The sequence below is a fragment of the Flavobacterium sandaracinum genome (genome assembly GCF_004349135.1).
Taxonomy (GTDB): Bacteria; Bacteroidota; Bacteroidia; order Flavobacteriales; family Flavobacteriaceae; genus Flavobacterium; species Flavobacterium sandaracinum.
The window spans coordinates 13021-38128 of the sequence record NZ_SMFN01000008.1 but is presented as its reverse complement, the minus strand read 5'-3'; the positions used below and the strand labels follow the sequence as shown (position 1 = coordinate 38128).

The following is a 25108-nucleotide window of genomic DNA, read 5'->3' as shown; positions in this document are numbered from 1 at the left end:
TTTTTTAAAGATGAAATTAACCGCGGAACAAATAGAATTTATAGATTCCATCTTATTATCAAACGGCATTATGTATGATGATGTAAAATTAGAGATGATGGATCATATGGCTTCAGAAATTGAAAATGAGATGGCTGAAAATACTCTTTCATTTGATGAAAATTTTAAACTAGTATTAGATAAATGGTCCGAAGAATTAAAACCTTCTAGCTCTTTTTTTACAGGAATAAGCGTCAGTTATCCGAAAATTATTTTAGAGAAAAAACTGCAACTTGTAAAGAAACAAATGTTGTTTGGGTTTTCATCAAGTATAGTTGCCTTATTAGTTTTTATGAGTCTAATTGAATTTTATGATGCCAAAATGATCACACATAATTTTCAAGCTTTTGCTCGTTATGTTTTTGTCCTTGGATATGTAATTCTGATTTTTAATACAATTAGGATTTGGAAATCAAAACTAAACACTTCATTTTATATGAATCATAAGTCTAAAATGGCGGTATATATAACTTGGATATACCCATTTTGTTTTATAAATACTCCGCCACTAGATTTAAGGAATCAATCTATGCTTGTTTTTACAAGTACTTTCATGCTTTTTCAGTTGCTATTAAGTTCACAACGGGCACTAAAACATTTTCAATTTGAAAAGAAATTAAAAAATAGTTTAGTATGAAACTAACTGAAGAACACATCGCCCATATTGAAGAAACATTAGTTTTAAACGGTCTTTATTTTGAAGATTTAAAACTAGAAGTTACGGACCATATTGCTTCAGAAATAGAAATTCTGATGGAGGAAAATACACTACCTTTTGAAGAAAATTTTAAATTGGTATTGGATAAATGGAAGCCACAATTACAGCCTTCGTTTTCATTTTTAATTGGTTTTGCGAATCCCAAAATAATGACAACAAAATGTCATGAACTAATAAAAAACAAATTGTTAATTGTAATTTGTATCGCAAGTTTTACGACTAGTTTAGTACTGCTATTGACAAGAAACTTAGAATTTTTAGCTTTTATCCTAGAGATACAGCAAGTTTTTAAAACTTTTATTTTCGTTGTGTTCTGCTTGGTTCTCTCCATTTGGGGATTACTTTCGTTATCAAAGCGACAAACATCGTTCAGTTACTTAATTAAGAAAAAAAGTATCGGTTTGTTCATTTTTCTTTTTATGATAGGAATTGGCTTATTTCCAGCGCAATTAAATCATACGGATTTTAAAATCTCTTTCGTTACTATTTTTATATCTATAATTTATGTCCTGCTCGCAGGAATGTATTTGCAACTGGCATTAAAACATTTTCAGTTTGAAAGAAAATTAAAAAATAACTAAGGATGAAACTAACCAACCAACAAATACAATGCATCTCAAATCACATTGAATCCAAAGATATCAAATGGTATGAGTTGCAACTAGAACTCACCGATCACATGGTTACTAGTATGGAAGAATTTTGGGAACAGAATCCTGAGCTGTCTTTTGAGCAAGTAAAAGAAAACACATTTAAAAAATTCACAAAACCAGAATTAAAAGCGATTGAAAAGCAGCGTAAACAAATTCTTGTCGAAGAGTACAATAAACAACAACGAAAAATGGTTGGAACTTATTTAAAGTTTCCTAAAATTATGGGTTGTATTTTGCTTGTTATTATAAGTTTTAAAGTATCATTCTATTTCGATAGCCCTTACAAATATATACTAGCATTGTTTTGGTCATTATATGTTTTAGCAATTCCACTGCTTTATTTCTTTCACAAAAACCGCAAGATAAATGGTAAACGTTTTCTCGCCATTGAATCTGTACATCCTTATTTAACAATAATGGGAGTGCCTCAAATAGGAATGTGCTCAATTAATCCATTTAAAGAGGAAATTAATCAATACCCTGCAGTAGTTCTCGTTTTTTGTTTGATTTGGACAGTAGGAATTTTATTTGTCGCGAGTGCCACTTATCTTCAAAAGCAATCAATTAATACAATCAGAAAACAGTACCTACTTTCATAAAGTTACAAAATGAAACTAACTAACCAACAAATAGAATATATCAAAAATTACATCACTAGATGTGACACTATGTACTACGAAGTATACTTGGAAATTTTAGACCATATTATATTGAGTGTTGAAGCTATCTTAGAAAAAGAGGAAACAATTTCTTTTGAAAATGCGGTTGTAATGGCTAAAGAAGAGGCTTTTGGGAAAATTGGTTTTAAAGGAATGATGACTGAAAAAGTCAAAGCTATAAATCGTAAAAACAGAAAATCATTTAATTTACAGATTAAGTCGTATTTTGATTTTCCTAAATCTATGATTGCAATTACAGTATTTGTAATCTATTTTTTATTGCTTTCCGTACTAGATAAACCAAGAATTTTTCATACAATAACACTCGTAGCAATTTTAGTAGTAGGTTTATTACAGTTACTGCCTTTTAGAAAACTAATAAAAAAAGAAGGGCTTTTTATTTTGAGAACCCAATCAATCTTTTTGTATTTTAACTTGTTGATGATAGGAATGCATATAAATAATGCTATGGCAATTATAGGCAAAGACGTGATAGATTTCCATAATGTATTTATCAAAATCTTCATGGCTATTATATTTACGAGCACGTTAATGACATACTTCATATTTATGAAAATGCGAAAAACAACCCTCCTCGAACTAAACCAACAAATTTTTGCCTAACATGAAACTAACCTCTTCACAAATTGACCACCTTTTCACTTTCACTCGCCAGAATTCTGTAGAGTGGTACGACTTACAATCAGAATTGGTAGATCACATAGCAAACGCTATCGAAACCCAATGGCAAGAAAACCCAAATCGCTCGTTTGATGAAGCGCTGCAACTTGAATTCAAAAAGTTTGGTGTTTTTGGGTTTATGGATGTGGTTGAAAAAAAGACAAAGGCATTAAACAAAACGTATTACAAACATATTTGGCATCACTTGAAAGATTTTTTTACGATACCTAGAATTTTAGTAACAGTAATATTGACAACGCTTTTATTTTGTGTAGTAAAATATAGTGAAAATTTTAAACCGCTAATTATTGGGGTGTTAGTCGTCCTAGTTGGATTCGTCTTTTATAAAATGATAAAAATGAACCAAGCTAGAAAAAAGAAAACCAAATCTGGACAAAAAATATGGCTATTTGAGGAGACAATTTTTAGATTGGGAGGTTTGGGAGGATTAATAAGTCTACCTTTAAATATAATTATTCAATCGCAATATCAGTCATTTGATTATAACTTTGATAATTTTATTCTTTTTGTCCTTAGTTTTATATTCGTATTAATTGGGATTGTTTATTACATTGTGCTTTGTATTATCCCTTCTAAAGCTACACAATACCTAGAAGCTACCTATCCGGAATATAAATTAGAAAATGAAACTAGATTTTATACTAATTAGCGCGTTTCCACAAATTTGTCACACTGAGGAACGAAGTGTCTTCACAAGTTGCTCACAGTGTACCGGATAAAATAATCGCAAATGAAAACGTTTTTTTAAGTTACTAAAATGACTCACAATGCTGAGATGCTTCGTTCCTCAGCATGACAAAAAAGAGAGAAAAAGCAAGAAAATCGTAAGTGACAAATAACTTTCAAGAACAGCAAAATAGAATATGAAATTAACTTCTCAACAAATTGACCACCTATTCACTTTCACGCGCCAGCATTATGTAGAGTGGTACGACTTACAATCAGAATTGGTAGATCACATAGCAAACGCAATAGAAACCCAATGGCAAGAAAACCCAAATCGCTCGTTTGATGAAGCGCTCCAACTTGAATTCAAAAAGTTTGGTGTTTTTGGGTTTATGGATGTGGTCGAAAAACGACAAGCCGTTTTGGATAAAAAATACAATGGTTTGGTTTGGCAACATTTCAAAGATTTCTTTGGCATTCCAAAAATTATATTGACAATCGCCATGACGCTAGTTTTATACAGTATTTTAAAAATAAGCGCTTATAGCGCATGGATTTTTGTAGGTCTCTATCTTATTGTAGTAGGATTTACTTTTTACGAACTTTTCAAAAACAATAGAATCAAAAAAAGAAAAAAGCAAACCCAAGAAAAAAGATGGCTTTTTGAAGAAATAATAAATCAATACGGCAGCTTTTCAGGAGCTATTATTTTTCCGTTTAATGTATTCGTTTCAGTTTTTAACCATTCCGAAAAGTATTTAGGCAATTACTATTGGATGATGGGATTGAGTTTCTTTTTAGTGGTGGTCATCTTACTGCTTTTTATCATTTTTAAAATCATTCCAGCCAAAGCAGAAGAGTATCTACAAACAACTTATCCAGAATATAAATTAGAAAACGTGTAACATTTCCTTACTTTTAGGTACTTATTAGCAAACCAAAAAACCAAACTATGATTCAAAAATTCCTCTATCTCGAATGGAAAGCATTTATTAGATCGGCTTCGTTCGCGACCAATTTAGCTTTAAAAATCCTGATGGGTTTTGTCGCCGTTTATTTTATTCTGATTTTCTTAGCCGTGGGAATTGGTGTTTTTTACATCCTCAAGAAAGAGAACATGGATCCTGTTGCAACGGTAAATAAGTTCATGATTTACTATGTGTTGATGGATTTAATCATCCGATTGCTATTGCAAAAAATCCCAGTTTTAAACATTCGCCCGATGCTGGTTTTTCCAATCAAAAAATCGACAATTGTGCATTTCTCCTTGGGGAAAACTATTTTATCTTTTTTTAATTTAGTACATGGTTTTTTCCTGATTCCGTTTAGCGTTGTACTAATCATCGAAGGCTATGATGCGTTGTCAGTAGTGCTTTGGTTCACGGCCGTGTATTCGCTTTTGTACATCAATAATTTCATAAATATTATACTGAGTAATAAAGATAATTTATTTGGTATTTTCCTTGCGATAGTTGCGATTTTAGGAGGATTGCACTATTACGATTATTTTAATATTACAGATTATACTGCTCCATTTTTTGATGCAATTTTCAATACCTATTGGGCTTTTGCTATTCCAGTTATGGCGCTTGTTGGGTTGTATGTTGCCACATTTCAGTATTTCAAAAACAATTTATACCTCGACGCAGGATTGTCAAGCAAACATGATATTGCCAAAACAGAGGATTTGACTTGGTTGAACCAATTTGGAACCATAGGAACCTTCTTGAAAAACGACATTAAATTGATTAAAAGAAACAAACGTTCAAAAACCACGGTAGGACTGAGCGTGATGTTCCTTTTTTATGGTTTGCTATTCTTCACTAATTCTATCGAAGCGTATAACAACCCCGTAATGCACATTTTTGCCGGGATTTTTGTCTCCGGTGGATTCTTAATCACTTTTGGGCAGTTTGTACCAAGTTGGGACAGCGCGTATTACCAATTAATGATGACACAAAACATTCCGTATAAAGGCTATTTGAGTTCGAAGTGGTGGCTGATGGTAATTGCAACACTAGTGACTACAACTATTGCGTCTTTCTATCTTTATTTTGGCGTGCAGGTGTATTTAACCATTGTTGTTGGAGCGATTTATAATATTGGTATCAACTCGCATTTGGTTTTATTGGGTGGAGCATATACAAAAACACCCATCGATTTGAGTTCTGGAAAAGGGGCTTTTGGAGACAAAAAAGCATTCAACGTAAAAACCATGCTAATATCTATACCGCAATTAGGACTGCCCGTTTTACTGTATTGGCTAGGTTCTAAATATGGGAATCCAACTATCGGATTGTCTCTAGTAGCCGCAGTAGGAGTAATTGGTTTTGCTTTCAAAGACAAAGCATTCTCCTTGATCGAAAAAATCTACAAAGCAGAGAAATACGCGACCATTGCTGCTTACAAACAAAAAGGATAATCCAGCGATTAACAAAATCAACAAATAACCGAATAAACTTTTTCAAATATGATACAAGTAAACAACCTTTCGAAAACATACAACGGAACAACCGTATTAAAAATAGATTCTTTAGAAATAAAAAAAGGCGAAAGCTTTGGATTAGTAGGCAATAACGGTGCAGGAAAAACCACTTTTTTTAGCCTTTTATTGGATTTAATCCAGCCTTCAACAGGAAATATTGTCAACCATGGCGTACAAGTAAACACCAGTGAATCTTGGAAACCTTTCACCGCCTCTTTCCTTGATGAAAGTTTTTTAATTGGCTATTTGACTCCCGAAGAATATTTTTATTTCATTGGCGATTTACGCGGACAAAACAAAGCCGATGTCGATGCTTTATTAGCCACACACGAAGAATTTTTCAATGGTGAAATCCTGAAAAACAAGAAATATTTACGCGATTTATCCAAAGGGAATCAGAAAAAAGTGGGCATCATCGCTACCTTAATCGGGAATCCGGAAGTGATTATTCTGGACGAACCTTTTGCTAATTTAGACCCAACCACTCAATTCCGTTTAAAAAAAATCATCAAAGATTTAGCCGATAATCCAGAGATTACTGTTTTGGTTTCTAGCCACGATTTGCAGCACACCGTTGAGGTAAGCGACAGGATTGTTGCCATGCACAAAGGCGAAGTAGTCAAGGATATTCAAACCTCACCAGAAACCTTAAAGGAACTAGAATTGTTTTTTGCTGTTTAAAATTTAACGCAACAGTCCTAGTCAAAATTTTTACCGCTAATTCGCAAATTAAACATTTGAAATTTGCGAATTAGCGGTTTATTTTTAAGCTTTCCAGTCAAAAGGCATTTGTAATTCGGTTAGAATTTAATGTGGGCGTGCCCCTCCGTCTCGTCCAAAAAGACTAGACTTCGGGTCGGGCTGTACGCTGTATCTTTATTTTCTTAAAGAAAGAAAATAAAGGATGCCGCTTCCATCCCTCACGCACGCGAAAGAGTCAAATAAACCCGGATAATTTTCACGATGTCAAAAAGAAACGTATTTTTACCAGTCAGTATACTAAAAAGCATATTTAAAAGTTAATTGATAAAAACGCTTCCCCTTGAAAATCAATATATTTAAACCGTTACCCTTCTTATTGTTTTTTGCTTTTTTGGTAGCTTGTTCTACTAAAAAAGACACCTTTATGGCTAGGAATTCACATGCTTTGAGCACCAAGTATAACATTTTATACAACGGTAAAGCAGGCTTAGACAAAGGAGTTCAAACCTTAAAATCCAATGATGATGATGACTTCTGGCAACTTTTACCTCCAGAAAAAATGCAAATTGTAGAGGACTTCACCGCTACCACAAAACCAATAAATGCTGATTTTGAATTGGCTGAAACCAAAGCGACCAAAGCCATTCAAAAACACTCCATGAATATTGGAGGCAAAGAAAAAAACTCCCAAATTGATGAAGCCTATCTCATGCTTGGAAAAGCAAGGTATTATGACCAACGATTTGTGCCAGCTCTCGAGGCATTCAATTATATACTGTATAAATATCCCAATAGCAGCAAGATTTACGAAGCTAAAATATGGCGAGAAAAAACCAATATGCGTCTGGGAAATGATGCTTTGGTGATAAAAAACATCAGTAAATTATTAGAAGAGCACCAAGTAAAGAAACAGGTTTTTGCAGATGCAAACGCCCTTTTAGCGGCTTCTTTTTTAAACTTGGAAGAAAAGGATAGCGCCGTGGCCAAAATAAAAAAAGCCATCGCATTCACTAAAGTAAATCAGGAAAGAGCAAGATACCGTTTTGTTTTAGGACAATTGTATCAAGAGATGGGGTATAAAGACAGTGCTGTTGCAGCCTACCAAGAAGTAATTAGTATGAATCGAAAAGCGGAGCGAAAATTTGTCATTCAAGCACATGCTAAAAAAGCGGAGTTGTTTGATTACCAAATTGGGGATACGATTTCTTTTGTAAACACCTTCAATAAACTGATGCAAGACCGAGAAAATCGTCCCTACAAAGATTTGATTTTTCATCAAATGGCCGTGTATCATGACAAGCAAAACAATCGGAAAACAGCAATGGATTTGTATAGCGCTTCCTTAAAAACGAATTCAAAAGACAGCTATTTAGTAGCCTCTAATTATAGAAATCTAGGAAACATGTATTTTAGAAACGCGGAATATCCTTTGGCGGCAAAATACTATGACAGTACTTTAGTCAAGCTAAATAAGAAAACCAGAGAGTTTGGTAAAATTCAAAAAATCAGAAGTAATCTCGATGAGGTTATTTTGTACGAGGCATTGGCAAAGCGAAATGACAGTATTCTAAATGTAGTGGCAATGAATCCTGCGGATCGTTCCGCTTATTATGAAAAATACATTACTAAATTAAAGGAACAAGATGAGGTTAAAAGGCTCTTAGAAGAAAAAAATAAAGTGATACAAGAAAATAGCGCGCGTAATAATGCACCTTCTTCTATTGATCCCGTTTCTACTCAAGATCCGACAAGACCAAACCGCAAATCGACAATGACTCCACCTACAGCGGCGTCCATTAATGCGCAGCCTGGAGCGAGTACATTCTACTTTTATAATTTTACAACCGTGGCTTTTGGTAAATTAGAATTTAAAAAAATATGGGGCGACAGGGTTCTAAATGGCAATTGGAGACTTTCATCAGGGAATGTAAATACAGTAACTGCTGATTCTTTGACTTTGGAAAAGAACGGTACAAAAAAGGAATCGGACATCATAGTAGTTGTAGAGCAGTACACTACGAATTATTATTTAAAACAACTTCCGACCGCACAAATAGAATTAGACAGCATTAGTAAAGAACGCAATTTTGCCTACTATCAATTGGGAATTATTTACAAAGAAAAATTCAAAGAAAATGATTTGGCTATCGCCAAACTGGAATACCTATTGAAAAATAATCCAGAGGAAAAACTGATTCTTCCTGCTATGTACAATTTGTATAAGTTATATCAAATCAACGGTAGCAAAAAAGCAGAGGCGATGAAAAACAGAATCGTAACGCAATATCCGGACTCCCGCTATGCCCAAATTATAAACAATACCAATCCAAGTGCTATTTCAGCAGTTGACTCACCAGAAAGCGTCTATAACAAGTGGTATAAACTGTTTCAACAAGAGCAATTTGTTTTGGTTTTAGAGAATGCCGATGCTCTTATTACTCAGTTTTCGGGCGAAGAGATTGGATCTAAATTTGAACTGCTTAAAGCGAATGTGATAGGCAAGCTAAAAGGGGTTGCCGCTTACAAAAACGCGCTGCAAGTGGTTGCAGATAATTATCCAAATAGCGAAGAGGGGAAAAATGCCCTATTGATATTGAATGATCAAATTCCGTTTTTAGAAAAAATGGACTTTGTTACAACAGATTCAAATAACTGGAAAATTTTATATCAAGTGGGAGCACGCGATGCTCAAAACACCAAAGCGCTAGAAGAAAAAATAAAAGTATTCTTGGCTAGTGAAAACTTTCAAAAAATGTATTATTCGTATGATATCTATACGGACAAAGGAAATTTCATCACGATACATGGAATAAAATCAAAGGCCTACGCAGCAGATATTGCATTGGTTTTAGAAGAAAATATAAAATATAAAATTACTGATGCGGCTATAGTAGTTTCTGGCGAAAATTATAAAGTCATCCAAATCAAGAAAAATCTTGAAACGTATTTAGCCTCTAAAAAGCAATAATTATGTTTGATAAAAAACAAAAATCATATACTGATCTTCTAGGAAAGACCAATAGAATTGTAGAAGGAACCACGATCAAAGGAGACATTATTTCACAAGCTGATTTTAGATTAGACGGACACTTGATTGGTAATTTTGAGTCTGGCGGAAAAATTGTAATTGGCCCTGCAGGAAGTGTCACGGGAGATATTGTATGTAAAAATGCAGATATCGAAGGCAAATTTAACGGAAAAATTCAGGTAACGGAGGTGCTAAATGTAAAATCGAAAGCTAGTATTCATGGTGAAGTTATCGTAGGCAAATTATCTGTGGAACCAGGTGCTGATTTTAGTGCATCGTGCGCAATGAAGACCAATATTAAAAATCAAATGCCTACTAATGGACAACAAACCGCCTCAAAAACGGCCTAATAAATGGCTTGCACTCATTAATATTCCCATTCAAATGGGTGTTATTATTTTCTTGTTCTCCTATCTTGGAGGCTGGTTAGATGAAAACCATCCCAATCCCAAGGTATATTATTCTAAAATTTTAGTATTCGTTGGTGTTGTACTGGCGTTGTATAACGTGATTCGGCAAGTAAACGAAATTAATAAAACACAATGAGTTTAAAAAAATACAGACCGCTTTTGTCTTTAACTGCAGTTGTAGGATTAGCATACCTTATTCATCGCGTTATTTTTTATGCTTTAGACATAAACGACACGTCTTTTTATTATTCTATAGAAACCCTATATCTCTTGTTTTTAGTATTGTCAATTATGGTATTTGTAGTTTTGTTGAAAGTTAAAGAACGCAGTTTTGACAATGTAGGGATGTCTTTTCTTTTGAGCACAAGTATCAAAATGATTGTTTGTTATGTAATTTTAAAACCTATATTGCAGGTGACAAACGAGGAAAATACATTGGAGAAAATTAATTTTTTTGTGATGTTTATTATCTTTTTAGCAATTGAAACGATATTAACAATACGGATATTAAACGAAAAGCAATGAATATGTGATTTAAGGAACAAATCCATCAAAAATAAATTTTTATATTCTTTTGAATATTAATAAAAGATGTACATTTGCACCAAATTTCAGAAACGTAATAAATTAAGATAATTAACTGTTATGGTGATTTCAAACAAACCACTTCGATTTATAGTAGCGACTTTAATAGCGTGTCTTCCACTAATTAGTTTTGCAAATCCTGAGGTGGATACTGTGAAAGTAAAAACGGAAGTTGCCCATGATGCAGCCGAAGGAGCTCATGCTGAACCAACAGATGTAAAATCTAAAATTAAGGCATTTATCAATCATCACCTTTTAGATGCGCATGATTTTACTTTTAATGTTGACGAGGCAACAGGAGTGCATAATGGTTTTTCTTTGCCAATTATTCTTTGGGATAATGGTTTACAAGTATTTTCTTCTTCAAAATTTCACCACGGTGAGGAAACAGCAGAACACAATGGAAACTTCTATGTGTTGCACCACGAAAAAATATACAAAACAGATGCTTCTGGAACTTTAATAGAGGAGCACGGTCACCCAACAAACGCTGCGCCACTTGATTTATCGATTACTAAAAGTGTAATTGGTATTTTAGGGATTGCACTTTTAATGTTTGTCTTGTTTACAGGATTAGCAAAATCGTATGGTAAAAATAACGGAATAGCTTCTGGTGCGGGAAGGTTTTTTGAACCACTTGTACTTTATATTAGAGATGAAATAGCCATTCCTAACATTGGAGAAAAAGGATATAAAAAATACATGAGTTATTTATTGACTATATTTTTCTTTATTTTCTTTTTAAATATATTAGGATTAACTCCACTAGGATTTAACGTAACAGGGAATATTGCTATTACAGCATCATTGGCTTTATTAACGTATTTAATTACTACTTTCACGGCTAATAAAAATTACTGGGCTCACATTTTCTGGATGCCAGGTGTACCAACTCCAATGAAATTTATCTTGGCTCCAATTGAATTATTGGGAACAATTATCAAACCATTTTCATTAATGATACGTTTGTATGCTAACATTTTAGCAGGACACGTTGTTTTAATGAGTATCATTGGTTTAATGTTTATATTCAAAAGCTGGATTGGAAGCACATTGTCATTTGGTTTGGCATTTGCACTTTCGATACTTGAAATATTAGTAGCTTTTTTACAAGCGTATATTTTCACCATGTTATCTGCACTGTATTTTGGAGCAGGAAACGAAGAGCATCATCACGAAGAGGCTCACTAGATTTCAGATTTTTGAAACTTGATTTATGATTGCAGATTTTGCAATTCTGAAATCAAAAATCGTTAATCTTCAATCTAAAATCAAATTGAATGTTTAATTTTTAATTTATATATTATGGAAATTCCAACTATTGTAGGAGCAGGATTGATTGTTATCGGAGCAGGTTTAGGTATTGGTAGAATTGGTGGTTCAGCAATGGACGCTATTGCTCGTCAACCAGAGGCTTCTGGAAAAATCCAAACAGCTATGCTTATCGCAGCTGCACTTATTGAAGGTATTGGTTTTGCTGCGTTATTCGCATCTTAATTAAAACTAAAATAAAACAATAGTTGCAACGGTTGGTTGTAACTATTGTTTTTAAAATTAAAACATTACAAATTGCGATTAAAAGCAATACATACTTTAAAATTTATAATTAGATATAATGGATAAGTTAATAAATGATTTTTCGTTTGGTTTGTTTATCTGGCAGATAGTGATATTTGTTGGATTAATACTCTTGTTAAAAAAATTCGCTTGGAAGCCAATTCTTGATGCAGTAAATGATAGAGAAGAAGGAATCAAGAATGCCTTACTTTCTGCTGAAAACGCTAGAAAAGAAATGCAAAATCTTCAAGCTGACAACCAACGTATTTTACAAGAAGCTAGATTAGAGCGTGACAACATGCTTAAAGAGGCTCGTGAAATGAAAGAAAAAATGGTTGCGGATGCTAAAAACGAAGCGCAAGTTCAAGGATTGAAAATGATTGAACAAGCGAAAGCAGCAATTGAAAGTGAAAAAAATGCAGCTATGGCTGAGTTGAAATTACAAGTTTCTACTTTATCATTGAGTATTGCTGAAAAATTATTGAAAGACGAATTGTCTAACAAAGAAGCTCAAACTAAATTAGTGGAGAAATTGTTAGGTGACGTAAAACTGAACTAATTATGGCAAGTACAAGAGCAGCAATTCGTTATGCAACAGCAATTTTAGATTTAGCAAACTCAAAAGGAGTTGCCGAAGTTGTAAATAACGATATGAAATTGATTGCTTCAACAATCAATGGAAACTTAGAATTGAGTACTTTTATCCAAAATCCAACTTTAAAAGTGGAGGTGAAGGAGAAAGCACTTTTGGAAGTTTTTGCAGGTATTGATGTAGTTACTCAAGGGTTATTTCATTTGTTATTTGAAAACAAAAGATTCGAAATTCTAGAAGGTATTGCTACAGAATACAGCAAATTATCTGACGTGATGAATGGTATTGAAGTAGCTAAAGTTACTACCGCTATTCCTATGGATGCTGCATTAGAAGCAAAAGTGAAAGCGACAATAGCAACACTTTCAGATAAGAAAATCACAATTGAAAATACAGTAGATGCTTCAATTATTGGAGGATTTATTTTAAGAATAGGCGACAAGCAATACAATGCTTCAATAGCCAACAGATTACAAGTATTAAAGAGAGAGTTAAGTAATTAGTTTTATTGCACATTTAAGTGTTTAAATTATAAAATAAAATGGCGGAAATTAAACCTGCTGAAATTTCAGCAATATTAAGAAAGCAAGTAGAAGGTTTTGAATCTGGTGCTACACTAGAAGAAGTAGGAACAGTACTTCAAGTTGGAGATGGTATTGCTCGTATTTACGGGCTTTCTAATGTTCAATATGGAGAATTAGTTGAATTTGACAATGGATTAGAAGCTATTGTTTTGAACCTTGAAGAAGACAATGTAGGTGTGGTACTTTTAGGACCCTCTACAGGAATCAAAGAAGGTTCAACTGCAAAAAGAACACAACGTATTGCTTCTCTTAAAGTAGGAGAACAAATGGTAGGTCGTGTAGTAAACACACTTGGTTTTCCAATTGATGGAAAAGGACCAATAGGTGGAGATTTATACGAGATGCCTTTGGAAAGAAAAGCTCCTGGAGTTATCTTCCGTCAACCCGTTACTGAACCATTACAAACCGGTATCAAAGCAGTAGATGCTATGATTCCAGTAGGTCGTGGACAACGTGAGCTCGTTATTGGTGACCGTCAAACAGGGAAATCAACTGTTTGTATCGATACGATCTTAAATCAAAAAGAATTTTATGATGCTGGGAAACCAGTATTCTGTATATATGTTGCAATTGGACAAAAAGCGTCAACTGTAGCAGGAATTGCTAAAATGTTAGAAGAAAAAGGTGCAATGGCGTATACCATTATTGTTGCTGCTAATGCTTCTGATCCAGCTCCGATGCAAGTGTATGCTCCTTTCGCAGGTGCTGCAATTGGAGAATATTTTAGAGATTCAGGTCGTCCAGCTTTGATTGTTTATGATGATTTATCTAAACAAGCTGTTGCGTATCGTGAGGTTTCTCTTTTATTGAGAAGACCACCGGGACGTGAAGCATACCCTGGAGACGTTTTCTACTTACACAGTCGTTTATTAGAACGTGCTTGTAAAGTAATTGCTGATGATGGAATTGCTAAAGACATGAACGATTTACCAGATTCATTGAAATCAATTGTAAAAGGGGGTGGATCTTTGACTGCTTTACCAATTATTGAAACGCAAGCGGGTGACGTTTCGGCATATATCCCAACAAATGTAATTTCGATTACTGATGGTCAAATTTTCTTGGATGGAGATTTGTTTAACTCAGGGGTTCGTCCAGCGATTAACGTAGGTATTTCGGTATCTCGTGTGGGTGGAAATGCACAAATTAAATCAATGAAAAAAGTAGCAGGTACTTTAAAACTAGATCAAGCACAATTCCGTGAATTGGAAGCGTTTGCTAAATTTGGTTCTGATTTGGATGCCGTTACTTTAAACGTAATTGAAAAAGGAAAAAGAAACGTTGAGATCTTGAAACAAGGTTTGAACGATCCTTATACTGTTGAAGATCAAGTTGCCATTATCTATGCTGGTTCTAAAAACTTATTGAGAAATGTTCCTGTGAATAAAGTAAGAGAATTTGAGAAAGATTTCTTGGAATTCTTGAATAACAAACACAGAGCTACACTTGATGCGTTGAAAGCAGGAAAGTTAACAGACGAAATTACAGATGTAATCGAAACTGTAGCAAAAGAATTATCAGCGAAATATAACTAAAAAAAGTATTAAGTATTAGGTATTAAGTATCAAGGTTAGTCCTGAGCTTAATACTTAATACTTAAATCTTAATACTTAAAAAACAATGGCAAATTTAAAGGAAATCCGTAATAGAATTACTTCCGTTTCATCTACGATGCAAATTACATCGGCAATGAAAATGGTTTCTGCAGCAAAGCTAAAGAAAGCACAAGATGCGATCACAGCAATGCGCCCTTATGCCGAAAAATTAACGGAACTATTGCAAAATCTTTCTGCTACACTTGAAGGTGATGCAGGTGGTGAATTTACAATACAACGCGAAGTTAAAAAAGTGTTACTGGTTGTAATAACTTCTAATAGAGGTTTGGCTGGCGCTTTTAACACCAATGCCATTAAAGAAGCCAGAAGCCGTGCAGAATTTTATGCTGGAAAACAGGTGGATGTTTTTGCTATCGGTAAAAAAGGAAACGATGTTTTAAGTAAAACACTTCCGGTTGTAGACAATCATAGCGCTGTATTTGACGATTTGACTTTTGATAATGTGGCTGTAATCGCAGACTTGTTAACCGAGAAATTCGTTTCTGGTGAATACGATAAAATTGAGTTGATTTACAACCAATTTAAAAATGCAGCAACACAAATCGTTCAAACGGAGCAATTTTTACCATTGGCACCTATAAAATCTGATGTACCAGTTTCGACAGGTGATTATATTTTTGAACCGTCAAAAGAAGAAATTGTACTGACTTTGATTCCAAAATCATTGAAAACACAATTGTACAAAGGGATTCGTGATTCATTTGCTTCAGAGCACGGCGCACGTATGACTGCAATGCACAAAGCAACGGATAACGCAACAGAATTGAGAAATCAATTGAAATTAACTTATAACAAAGCACGTCAAGCTTCGATTACTAACGAAATCTTAGAGATTGTTGGTGGTGCTGAAGCGTTGAATGGGTAATAGGTTATTGATTCGAAATATATAAAGAGTCACGCGTAGCGTGACTCTTTTTTTGTTTAATTTTATAGTTTAAAACAATACTTGGAAGAATGACACTACAACTCAAAGAACTCACCACAAAACAAGAAATGCTGGCGCAATATCCTGTCATGCACTATTTATATACCAATTTCACTTTAGAAAAATACGATTCCTATCTTACGGAAATGATTCCGCATAATTACAAGCAAATAGGCGTATTTGAAAACGATGTTTGCGTAGGGATTTCGGGATTATGGTCAGGCACTAAATTGTGGTCTGGTAAATATCTGGAAATTGACAATTTCATTGTGCATCCTGAACACCGCAATAAAGGGATTGGCAAAATGATGACTGATTATGTTGATGCTTTAGCAAAAGAAACGGGCTGTACGATGATTGTTCTTGACGCTTTTACAGGAAATTATACTGCGCATCGCTTTTATTACAATCAAGGATATGTCCCAAAAGGATTTCACTTTCTCAAAATTTTGAATGAAGAAGGATTAAGTTAAAATGAAAATTATGAAAAAATATAAAACAATTGGTTTCTTATTGATTACCGCTATCAGTCTTACTTTTTGTGCCATGAAACCAGAACTTCAGAAGGAATTTCCTCAAGAAATACAATCCGTATTTTACCAAATAGAGAAAAATGATGCCGAAAGCAGCACAACTCATTTTTACATCGAATTCAAAAATCCCCTGTCAGCAAATATAAAACTGGAAAAAATCTATTTTCACAATCAAGAATCTCCGGTTGAAGAAATCACACGAAAAGACTTTAAAGCCTCTTTTTTGCAAAGCAATAAAAAGGAAGATGTGATTCTGCACAAAGATCCTTCAAGAGAATATGGAAATAAAGCGCCCGTAATTCTAAAATCTAAATTCGATTTAAAACGCAACGAAGCAGTTTTGGAATATAAGAAAGAAAGTAAAACCCTTTTTTATAAAATAGTGAATGTCCCAGAAAAGCCATTAAGGTAATTGCGCAATAGAAAAGCTTTTGTAATTGATTTTCTCTTTCAAAACAAATATTCACTTCGTCGTATTAAACCAAAGAATTAGTTATTTTTGTTTCCTTAATTTTAATAAACACACCATTTTGGGATTATATAAAAATCTTTTTAAACAAACTGCGATTTACGGATTGGCAACAGTAATTCCAAGGATGTTCAGTTTTTTATTGGTGCCGTTGTACACAGGATTACTCCCAAAAGCGGAATACGGAAAGGTTTCCATCATTTTTGCAGGAATGATTTTCTTTAATGTCATTCTTTCGTATGGAATGGAAACTGCTTTTTTTAGATTTTACAATAAAGAAACCAATAAAAGTGCGGTTGTAGAAACCACTTCGATTTCTATTTTTTGGACGTCCATTTCCTTCTTATTTGTCTCCTTACTCTTCCGAAATACAATATCGAGTTGGGCTAAAATTGACGAACAATACATCAGTTACACCATTTGGATTTTAGTACTTGACGCGTTGGTCATTGTTCCCTTCTCTAAATTAAGGGTCAAACAGCAACCCGTAAAATATGCAATAATCAAAATAGGAAATGTAGCGGTCAATCTTTTTCTGAACCTTTTCTTTTTGAGTTATTTACCTGCTATTGCAACATCAAATCCAGACAGTATCTTACGCTCTTTATACCTGGAAGATTTTCAGATAGGCTATATATTTGTATCTAATATTGTGGCTAGCTTACTCACCTTTATAGTTTTGTCACCCAATTATTTCAAACTGAAATGGCATTTTGATTACAAATTATGGAAACAAATGATGCAGTACGGCACGCCAATAATGATCGCCGGAATAGCATTTGCCATCAACGAACAATTCGACAAAATTTTATTGGGTTATTTATTGCCACTGGATATTGCCGATGCCGAAGTAGGAGTATATTCCGCTTGTTACAAGCTTGGTTTATTCATGGTTTTGTACCGTACGGCCTACACGCTTGGAATTGAGCCATTCTTTTTCAGCCATTCTGAAAATAAAGATGCGCCACAAACGTATGCTACAATTACCAAATATTTTGTCATATTTGGGTCTTTCATATTACTGTCCGTAATCGTTTTTGCTGATATTCTAAAAGTCATTATGATCCAAGATGAATCCTATTGGGAAGCGATGAAAGTGGTACCACTGATTATTCTGGCCAACTTCTTTCTGGGTATCTACACCAATCTTTCGGTTTGGTACAAACTGATTGACAAAACGCATATAGGCGCGTACATTTCCATCGTGGGAGCGATAATCACACTCGCATTAAATTTCCTTTTAATCCCAACAATGAGCTATTACGGTTCGGCAATCGCCACTATAGCCGCGTACGGAAGCATGATGTTTATCTCTTATTATTTTGGAAACAAATATTATCCCATTCCGTATGACATCAATAAAATCGCGTTGTATCTGCTGATTTCAATAGGATTTTCGGCAATTTCTTTTTACGGTTTCCGAGAGAATTATTTCGTTGGAATTCCGTTATTACTTATATTCTTGTATTTTATATACCACAACGAAAAAGAATTATTAATGAAAATTATAAAACGAAAAAACAATTAAAACAATCTTTAGGAGCTAATCGCGCTGTACGTTTCAAGCTTTTTCCTGAAATTGTTTTTTTCTAAGGCAAAAAAGGAGCTTCCTGCGGTCGCTCTTTTTACCCAAGAAAAAATACAATTTCATAATAAAGGCTTTCCACTTCCATCACGGCTAGAACATAAATAGTACATAAATAGTGTGAATCGGCAAGCCATTGCTAGTTCCAAAATAAACAAATAAAAATGACCATAAACATCATCAACAAATCGCAGCACGCCTTGCCTAACTATGAAACCATAGCTTCCGCAGGAATGGACTTACGAGCGAACATAACCGAAGCTATAACACTAAAACCACTAGAAAGAGCTATCGTAAAAACAGGCTTGTTCATCGAATTACCTATTGGGTACGAAGCACAAGTGCGTCCACGAAGCGGTCTCGCTGCCAAAAACGGAGTCACAGTCCTAAACGCTCCCGGAACGGTAGATGCCGATTATCGTGGCGAAATTGGAGTAATTTTAGTAAATTTATCCAATGAAGATTTTGTAATCCAAAACGGAGAGCGCATCGCTCAACTCATCATCGCAAAACACGAAAGAGCAGAGTGGATCGAAGTTCAGGAATTATCAGAAACCTCCAGAGGAGAAGGTGGTTTTGGAAGCACTGGAGTGAAATAAGCATTCAGTGTTCAGTCGCAGTTAACAGTTGTGAAAATCTGTTTCATCCGTTAAATCTGTGGCATAATAAAACAAAAAAACTTTGCGAACTTTGCGAAATCCTTTGTGAACTTTGCGGTTAAAAACTAAATTAATTTAATAATTCAAAGATTAAAAAATTCAAAGATTTGTACTAAATTTTTAAATCTTTCAATCATTTAATTTTTCAATAAAAAATAATATGAAAATAATTGTCCCAATGGCTGGCCGTGGATCACGCCTTCGCCCACATACATTAACCATTCCTAAGCCATTAATTCCTGTAGCTGGAAAACCAATGGTGCACCGTCTAGTAGAAGATATCGCCGGAGTGTTAAATCAAGATATCGAAGAAGTAGCCTTTATTATTCACGAAAGTTTTGGTAAAAAAGTAGAAGAAGAACTACTTGCTATCGCACAAAAACTAGGTGCCAAAGGAACTATTTATTACCAAAACGAAGCCTTAGGAACCGGTCACGCGATTATGTGCGCCAAAGATTCTTTGAGCGGACCCGCAGTTATCGCTTATGCTGATACGTTAATTCGTGCTGATTTTGATTTAGATCAAAATGCAGATAGCGTGATTTGGGTAAAACAAGTAGAGGAACCGGAAGCTTTTGGTGTTGTAAAATTAAACGATGCTAACGAAATAGTAGAATTGGTAGAGAAACCGGCCACATTTGTATCGGATCTTGCCGTTATCGGAATTTACTATTTTAAAGACGTAGCCGTGCTGAAAAACGAACTGCAGTTAGTATTAGACAACAATATTATCCATGGTGGCGAATACCAAATCAATGATGGTATCAAGCAAATGATGGCCAAAGGGATGACTTTCGTTCCCGGAAAAGTAGACGAATGGATGGATTGCGGTAACAAAAATGTAACTGTAGAAACCAATTCTAGAATGCTAGGATTCTTACATAGCGATGGCGAACATTTAGTAGACTTTGATGTCAAATTAGAGAATTCGACGATTATTCCGCCGTGTTATATCGGTAAAAATGTAGTTTTGACAAACGCAACGGTTGGGCCTAATGTATCTTTAGGCGATGGATGCCATGTTTCAAATAGTACGATACAAAACAGTTTGGTGCAAACTCATTCTCATATCAAAAATGCGAATTTGGACAATGCCATGATCGGAAATCATGCTAGTTTTGATGGGAAGTTCACCAGCATCAGTATTGGAGATTATTCGGTATTGGAGTAGAATGGTTCAATTAATGCAATAAGAATAAAACAATGTCGTATTTTTTTCACCATATAAGTCATGTAAGTTTAATTCTTATATGACTTATATGTTTCAAAATCATAATGTAAACAGTTTTTTAAAACATTAAAGAATTTAAGTTTTTTCACTGGGTACAAATTTTTGAAAAGCTTATATGACTTATATGTTTGAAAATTATATTGTAAACAGTTTTTTAAACCATTAAGGAATTGAAGGAAATTAAGTTTTTCATTGTTTACAAACTTTTAGAGAATAAATTTTAAAAACTTATATGACCTTATATGACTTATATGTTTGAAAATTATATTGTAAACAGTTTTTTAAACGATTAAGGAAGTGAAGGAAATTAAGTTTTTCATTGTTTACAAACTTGTAGAGAATAAATTTAAAAAACTTATATGACCTTATATGACTTATATGTTTGAAAATTTTATTGTAAACAGTTTTTTAAACGATTAAGGAAGTGAAGGAAATTAAGTTTTTTCATTGTTTACAAACTTTTAGAGAATAAATTTTAAAAAACTTATATGACCTTATATCACTTATATGTTTCAAAAGAACTCGTAAAACAGTTTTTTAAACCATTAAGGAATTGAAGGAAATTAAGTTTTTTCATTGGTTCTAAATTTTAATAATCTTATATGACTTATATGTTTGAAAATTTTATTGCAAACAGTTTTTTAAACCATGAAGGAATTGAAGGAAATTAAGTTTTTCATTGTTTACAAACTTTTAGAGAATAAATTAAAAACTTATATGACTTATATGTTTAAAAAAGTAAGCGACAAAATGTTAGTATTTGTAATGTTAAGTGGTATTATATAATAAAGATTAAGGATTAAAAAACAGCATGAAAAAGAGCGCTTTCATAATTTTATTTCTCGTTTTGCAATGCAATTCGGCTTTGCTGTGGGCGCAAACGGAACCCGAAGAAATCAAGCTCGATACGGATCAATTTCAAGAACTCTTTTACGAATCTTTGCTTCAAAAAGGGATTGAGAATTATGACAAAGCAATTGCAGCTTTGGATAAAGCCGATAAATTAAAACCCAATGATCCAACTGTTTATTACGAATTGGGAAAGAATTATTTAGCCTTAAAAGAATATAAAAGCGCCTATAATTATTTTGAAAACGCCACTAAGATTGATCCTAAAAACAAATGGTTTTGGATAGGAATGTACGATGTGAGTTATGAAACTAAAAATTTCACTCAGGGAATTACAGTCATTAATAAATTAATTGAATTTGATCCAAAGTATAAAGAAGATTTGACCTCTTTGTATATGGGGACCAATCAGTATGAGAAAGCTTTGGAGTTAATTCAAGAACTCAATGAAACTGTTGGAAAAACAGATCGCAGGGAATTATACAAAAGCCAAATCCTATCCGAAGGAAAGTTTCAGAACAACGAAATTTCGAATCTAGAAGGATTGATTGTTAAAAATCCACAAGGAGAGGCAAATTATATCAGTTTGATCTTTTTGTATTCCAAAAATAATGAAGAGGCAAAAGCTTTTGAAACCGTCAAAAAACTAGAAAAAGCCATTCCTAATTCGGAGTGGGCGCAAGTGAGTTTATTCAAAAATTATTTGGATGCTAATGATGCACCAAAAGCGATCATGGCCATGAATATTGTTTTGGCTAGTGCCAAAATAGACTCGAAAATTAAGCACCGGATTCTCAATGAATTTCTGATTTTTACCGACAAGAATCCGCAATTTTCGGCCGATTTAGAAAAGGCTGTCGGTTATTTCGAAAATGACACTTCTGTTGATGTTGCGAAAGAAATTGGTAAGTTTTTCCAAGTCAAAAAACAATGGGAAAAAGCCATTTTATATTATGAAAAATCGATAAATAATGGAGTAGGTGATGTAGTTGAAACGAATTTACTTTTGCTTCAAGCGCATACAGAGTTGAAACAATTTGATGCCGTGGCTAAAAAAGCGATGACAATAATAGAAACTTTTCCAACGCAGCCTCAGTTTTATTATTATGCTGGTTTGGCCAATAATCAGTTGCAGCAATTTAAAAAAGCGAAGGATTTTTTAGAAATGGGCATGGATTATGTAGTGGAGAATAAGGAATTGGAAATAAATTTCAATATCCAAATTGGAGAAGCGTACAACGGTTTGGGAGATTTCAAGAAAAAAGACTTGTTTTTTGCTAAAGCCAATCAATTATTAAAAGAAAAAAAATGATCAAAAAAATTTCAATACTAGTAGTACTTACTGTTTTTATGGTTTCTTGCAAATCGAAAGCCATTGCCGTTGCGGCCAGTAATGAGCCAATTGCTGCGGCTGAAAAAATGTCGGCTAAAAAAATAATAGAAAATCATTACAACAATAAAAACGAATTTTCTACATTATATATTAAGTCAAGCGCCCGTTATGCAGATGATAAGCAAACGCAAAACGTAACTGCTGAAATCAAAATCAAGAAAGACGAACAAATTTTGGTAAGCATTCGTTTTCTGGGAATTACAATGGCAAAAGCATTAATCACTCCTAAAACAGTGAGCTATTACGAAAAGATCAATGGGAAATATTTTGAAGGTGATTTTAGTAGCTTAAGCCAATGGTTAGGAACGGATTTGGATTACAATAAAATTCAAAATATGTTATTAGGACAAGCCATTGATGATTTGACTAAAGGGAAATATTTAGAAACCTTATTGGAACAAACTTATCGATTGGATGATACATCGAATAAGAACACAAAAAAATCATTCTTTTTAGACGCGGATAAATTTTTAGTTCAAAAGCAAGAAATCACGCAAACAGCTGAAGAACGAATGATCAAAGTAGCGTATGCAGATAACAAAGTATATAGCGAGGTGGTATTGCCGACCAGCGTTTCAATCAATACGTTTCAGAAGAAAGGAAACACCGAAATTAATCTGGAATACAACTCCGTAACGTTCAATGAAGAACTTTCTTTTCCTTATAGTGTTCCAAATGGGTACAAAAGAATTTTAATTAAGTAAATTAGCCAAAATATTTTTTCGATATGCCAAAATTTCTCCTAAGCCTAATTTTTATCTGTATGACTTCCTTGCTATGGAGTCAGGAATCCCAACAAGAAAAATTAGAAGAACGTAAAGCTCAAATTCAAAAAGAAATTCGAGAAAATGAAAAGTTATTACAATCGGTAAAGAAAAAAGAAAAATCTGCGGTCAACGTAGTGATCGTTCAAAGCACTAAGATCAAGCTGAAAGAAAAATTAATAAGTACCACTGAAAAGCAAACCAAATTGCTGAGTAATGACATGTATATTAATCAAGTTCAGATTAATAAATTGAAGAAAGAATTGGTTGAACTTAAGGAGGATTATGCCGAAATGATTGTGAAATCGTATAAAAGTCGTTCGTCAGAAAGTAGAGCGATGTTCTTATTGTCGTCTGAAAACTTTTTGCAGGCGTACAAAAGAGCGCAGTACATGAAGCAATATACTAGCTACCGAAAGATGCAAGGGGAAGAAATAAAAACGAAATCGAATAAGCTTACGGATTTCAATCAAAAACTAAACGTACAAAAAACAGCAAAACAGAAACTGATTGCCGAGAATGAAAAAGAACGTTTGTCTCTCGAAATTGAGAAAAGAGAGCAATTGAAACTCGTTAGTGTACTCAAGAAAGATAAAAACAAGATTTCTGTAGAAATTAAGAAAAGACAACAAGAATACAGAACAATTGACAGACAAATCAATAAATTAATACGGGAGGCAATTGCTGCTGCCAATAGAAAAGCAGCTTTAGAAAAAGCAAAAGCCAATCCAAGTGCACCTGTTTCAAGAGCTGCGGTGTCATCATCCAAAATTGAGTTAACTCCGGAAGCCAAAATTGTTGCAGATAATTTTAGAGCAAACCGAGGAAGATTGCCTTACCCTGTTGAAAAAGGATATGTATCTTTAGGGTACGGGAACCAAACGCATCCATTGTTTAATACAATAACCGTACACAATAGCGGGGTAGAAATCACTACTGATAAAGGCGCAAGTGCCAGAGCCGTTTTTGGTGGAGAAGTCACCAGCGTGATTGTGTTGTCACCCGTAAACAAAGCGGTAATGGTACAACACGGGGATTACTTCACGGTGTATCAAAATTTGAGTTCAGTGAATGTAAGCAAAGGGGATAAGGTGAGTATCAAGCAAAGCCTTGGTAAAGTTAGAACCAACGGCGAAACAGGAAAAACAATCATTAAGTTCCTAATCCTACAAAATACGACTTATAACAATCCTGAGGGTTGGTTGTCGCCAAGATAAAAAAAGTAATTTTCATAAAAAAGCACTATCGATTCTAAGGAATGTGATGGTGCTTTTTTTATGAAATCTGTTCTAATGAAAAAAAGTAAGAAGGCATAAAGTATAGGAAGTAGCCATTTCTTGCTGCTGTATTGTGCAATCTATCCTTAGTTTGAAGGCATCCTAATGGCGATTTATCTCGCAGCGCTAAAAGTTCTTGAGATACTATCTTACGCTACAAATCGAGCAGATTTTTTGCCGGAATACTTATTTATTAATAGTTGTTTTAGAAATTAAAATGAACTCGATTTTACCAATTGTCACTTTGGCTTGGTTGCTCGTTGGCGAAGCTATGAACTCAAAAACTGCAGCGATCTCCAAACCAAAGCGGATAGAAACCGAAGCCTATTTCTGTTATAGTAAGTCACAATTAGGTATAAAACACTATTAATAAGACTGTTTTGGGAATTAAAATCCTTTTAGAGTAATCTCTCTAATTTTTATTGTC

27 protein-coding genes are annotated in these 25108 nt (G+C 33.9%); all 27 read left to right on the top strand.

The features are described from left to right. Positions 1–10: 10 nt before the first annotated feature. The 27 genes from E0F91_RS08395 to E0F91_RS17705 all read left to right on the top strand — a co-directional run bounded on the left by E0F91_RS08395 (position 11) and on the right by E0F91_RS17705 (position 25051). Entirely contained in the window at positions 11–676 is a 666-nt protein-coding gene (locus E0F91_RS08395; RefSeq protein WP_132065923.1) for a hypothetical protein, read from the top strand. After that, the gene (locus tag E0F91_RS08390) at positions 673–1338 is read left to right on the top strand and encodes a hypothetical protein (RefSeq protein WP_132065921.1); all 666 of its coding nucleotides are present in this window, start codon (positions 673–675) and stop codon (positions 1336–1338) included. The genes E0F91_RS08395 and E0F91_RS08390 overlap by 4 nt, the downstream gene beginning before the upstream one ends. A 74-nt stretch (positions 1339–1412) precedes the next feature. Beyond that, positions 1413–2009: a hypothetical protein gene (locus E0F91_RS08385; protein ID WP_132065919.1), complete on the top strand. Its 597-nt coding sequence runs from the start codon at positions 1413–1415 to the stop codon at positions 2007–2009. A 9-nt stretch (positions 2010–2018) separates the two neighbouring features. After that, the gene (locus tag E0F91_RS08380) at positions 2019–2693 is read left to right on the top strand and encodes a hypothetical protein (protein WP_132065917.1); all 675 of its coding nucleotides are present in this window, start codon (positions 2019–2021) and stop codon (positions 2691–2693) included. A 1-nt stretch (position 2694) separates the two neighbouring features. Further along, complete coding sequence (locus tag E0F91_RS08375; RefSeq protein WP_132065915.1) at positions 2695–3420, top strand: hypothetical protein; 726 nt, start codon at positions 2695–2697, stop codon at positions 3418–3420. Between the two features lie 214 nt (positions 3421–3634). Further along, a complete protein-coding gene (locus E0F91_RS08370) occupies positions 3635–4342 on the top strand; it encodes a hypothetical protein (protein ID WP_132065913.1) in 708 nt (235 codons plus the stop codon). Between the two features lie 47 nt (positions 4343–4389). Then, positions 4390–5859, top strand: a complete 1470-nt coding sequence (locus E0F91_RS08365; RefSeq protein ID WP_132065911.1) for a DUF5687 family protein — start codon at positions 4390–4392, stop codon at positions 5857–5859. A 48-nt stretch (positions 5860–5907) separates the two neighbouring features. After that, the gene (locus E0F91_RS08360) at positions 5908–6603 is read left to right on the top strand and encodes an ABC transporter ATP-binding protein (protein WP_073353848.1); all 696 of its coding nucleotides are present in this window, start codon (positions 5908–5910) and stop codon (positions 6601–6603) included. 361 nt (positions 6604–6964) lie between these two features. After that, on the top strand, positions 6965–9592 hold the full coding sequence (porW, locus tag E0F91_RS08355; protein WP_165930107.1) for a type IX secretion system periplasmic lipoprotein PorW/SprE: 2628 nt from the start codon (positions 6965–6967) through the stop codon (positions 9590–9592). Positions 9593–9594: 2 nt separating this feature from the next. Further along, positions 9595–10002: a bactofilin family protein gene (locus E0F91_RS08350; RefSeq protein ID WP_132065907.1), complete on the top strand. Its 408-nt coding sequence runs from the start codon at positions 9595–9597 to the stop codon at positions 10000–10002. After that, entirely contained in the window at positions 9971–10198 is a 228-nt protein-coding gene (locus tag E0F91_RS08345; protein ID WP_132065905.1) for an AtpZ/AtpI family protein, read from the top strand. Before E0F91_RS08350 ends, E0F91_RS08345 begins: the two co-directional genes overlap by 32 nt. Beyond that, a complete protein-coding gene (locus E0F91_RS08340; protein WP_132065903.1) occupies positions 10195–10587 on the top strand; it encodes a DUF6168 family protein in 393 nt (130 codons plus the stop codon). Before E0F91_RS08345 ends, E0F91_RS08340 begins: the two co-directional genes overlap by 4 nt. A gap of 120 nt (positions 10588–10707) precedes the next feature. Next, positions 10708–11838: a F0F1 ATP synthase subunit A gene (gene atpB / locus E0F91_RS08335; protein ID WP_132065901.1), complete on the top strand. Its 1131-nt coding sequence runs from the start codon at positions 10708–10710 to the stop codon at positions 11836–11838. Positions 11839–11952: 114 nt separating this feature from the next. Next, positions 11953–12144 carry an ATP synthase F0 subunit C gene (atpE, locus tag E0F91_RS08330; protein ID WP_073353856.1) on the top strand — a complete coding sequence of 64 codons (192 nt, stop codon included), beginning with the start codon at positions 11953–11955 and terminating at the stop codon, positions 12142–12144. A 118-nt stretch (positions 12145–12262) separates the two neighbouring features. Beyond that, entirely contained in the window at positions 12263–12763 is a 501-nt protein-coding gene (locus E0F91_RS08325) for a F0F1 ATP synthase subunit B (protein ID WP_132065899.1), read from the top strand. A gap of 2 nt (positions 12764–12765) precedes the next feature. Further along, the gene (gene atpH / locus E0F91_RS08320) at positions 12766–13299 is read left to right on the top strand and encodes an ATP synthase F1 subunit delta (protein WP_132065897.1); all 534 of its coding nucleotides are present in this window, start codon (positions 12766–12768) and stop codon (positions 13297–13299) included. Positions 13300–13337: 38 nt separating this feature from the next. Continuing rightward, positions 13338–14915 (top strand): F0F1 ATP synthase subunit alpha, encoded by a 1578-nt coding sequence (gene atpA / locus E0F91_RS08315; protein WP_114753732.1) that lies wholly within the window; start codon positions 13338–13340, stop codon positions 14913–14915. Between the two features lie 85 nt (positions 14916–15000). Next, complete coding sequence (atpG, locus tag E0F91_RS08310; RefSeq protein ID WP_132065895.1) at positions 15001–15861, top strand: ATP synthase F1 subunit gamma; 861 nt, start codon at positions 15001–15003, stop codon at positions 15859–15861. A gap of 89 nt (positions 15862–15950) precedes the next feature. Beyond that, positions 15951–16394 (top strand): GNAT family N-acetyltransferase, encoded by a 444-nt coding sequence (locus E0F91_RS08305; RefSeq protein WP_132065893.1) that lies wholly within the window; start codon positions 15951–15953, stop codon positions 16392–16394. Positions 16395–16404: 10 nt separating this feature from the next. Then, complete coding sequence (locus E0F91_RS08300) at positions 16405–16866, top strand: hypothetical protein (protein WP_132065891.1); 462 nt, start codon at positions 16405–16407, stop codon at positions 16864–16866. A 118-nt stretch (positions 16867–16984) separates the two neighbouring features. Beyond that, entirely contained in the window at positions 16985–18451 is a 1467-nt protein-coding gene (locus E0F91_RS08295; protein WP_132065889.1) for a lipopolysaccharide biosynthesis protein, read from the top strand. Between the two features lie 221 nt (positions 18452–18672). After that, complete coding sequence (gene dut / locus E0F91_RS08290; RefSeq protein ID WP_132065887.1) at positions 18673–19107, top strand: dUTP diphosphatase; 435 nt, start codon at positions 18673–18675, stop codon at positions 19105–19107. A 220-nt stretch (positions 19108–19327) separates the two neighbouring features. Beyond that, positions 19328–20338, top strand: a complete 1011-nt coding sequence (locus E0F91_RS08285; RefSeq protein WP_132065885.1) for a sugar phosphate nucleotidyltransferase — start codon at positions 19328–19330, stop codon at positions 20336–20338. 871 nt (positions 20339–21209) lie between these two features. After that, positions 21210–22559, top strand: coding sequence for a tetratricopeptide repeat protein (locus E0F91_RS08280; RefSeq protein WP_132065883.1), 1350 nt, complete (start codon positions 21210–21212; stop codon positions 22557–22559). Further along, positions 22556–23344: a lipoprotein insertase outer membrane protein LolB1 gene (gene lolB1, locus E0F91_RS08275; protein WP_132065881.1), complete on the top strand. Its 789-nt coding sequence runs from the start codon at positions 22556–22558 to the stop codon at positions 23342–23344. The genes E0F91_RS08280 and lolB1 overlap by 4 nt, the downstream gene beginning before the upstream one ends. 59 nt (positions 23345–23403) lie before the next feature. Continuing rightward, entirely contained in the window at positions 23404–24621 is a 1218-nt protein-coding gene (locus tag E0F91_RS08270) for a murein hydrolase activator EnvC family protein (RefSeq protein WP_243698863.1), read from the top strand. 277 nt (positions 24622–24898) lie between these two features. After that, the gene (locus tag E0F91_RS17705; RefSeq protein ID WP_165930106.1) at positions 24899–25051 is read left to right on the top strand and encodes a hypothetical protein; all 153 of its coding nucleotides are present in this window, start codon (positions 24899–24901) and stop codon (positions 25049–25051) included. Positions 25052–25108 lie beyond the last annotated feature (57 nt).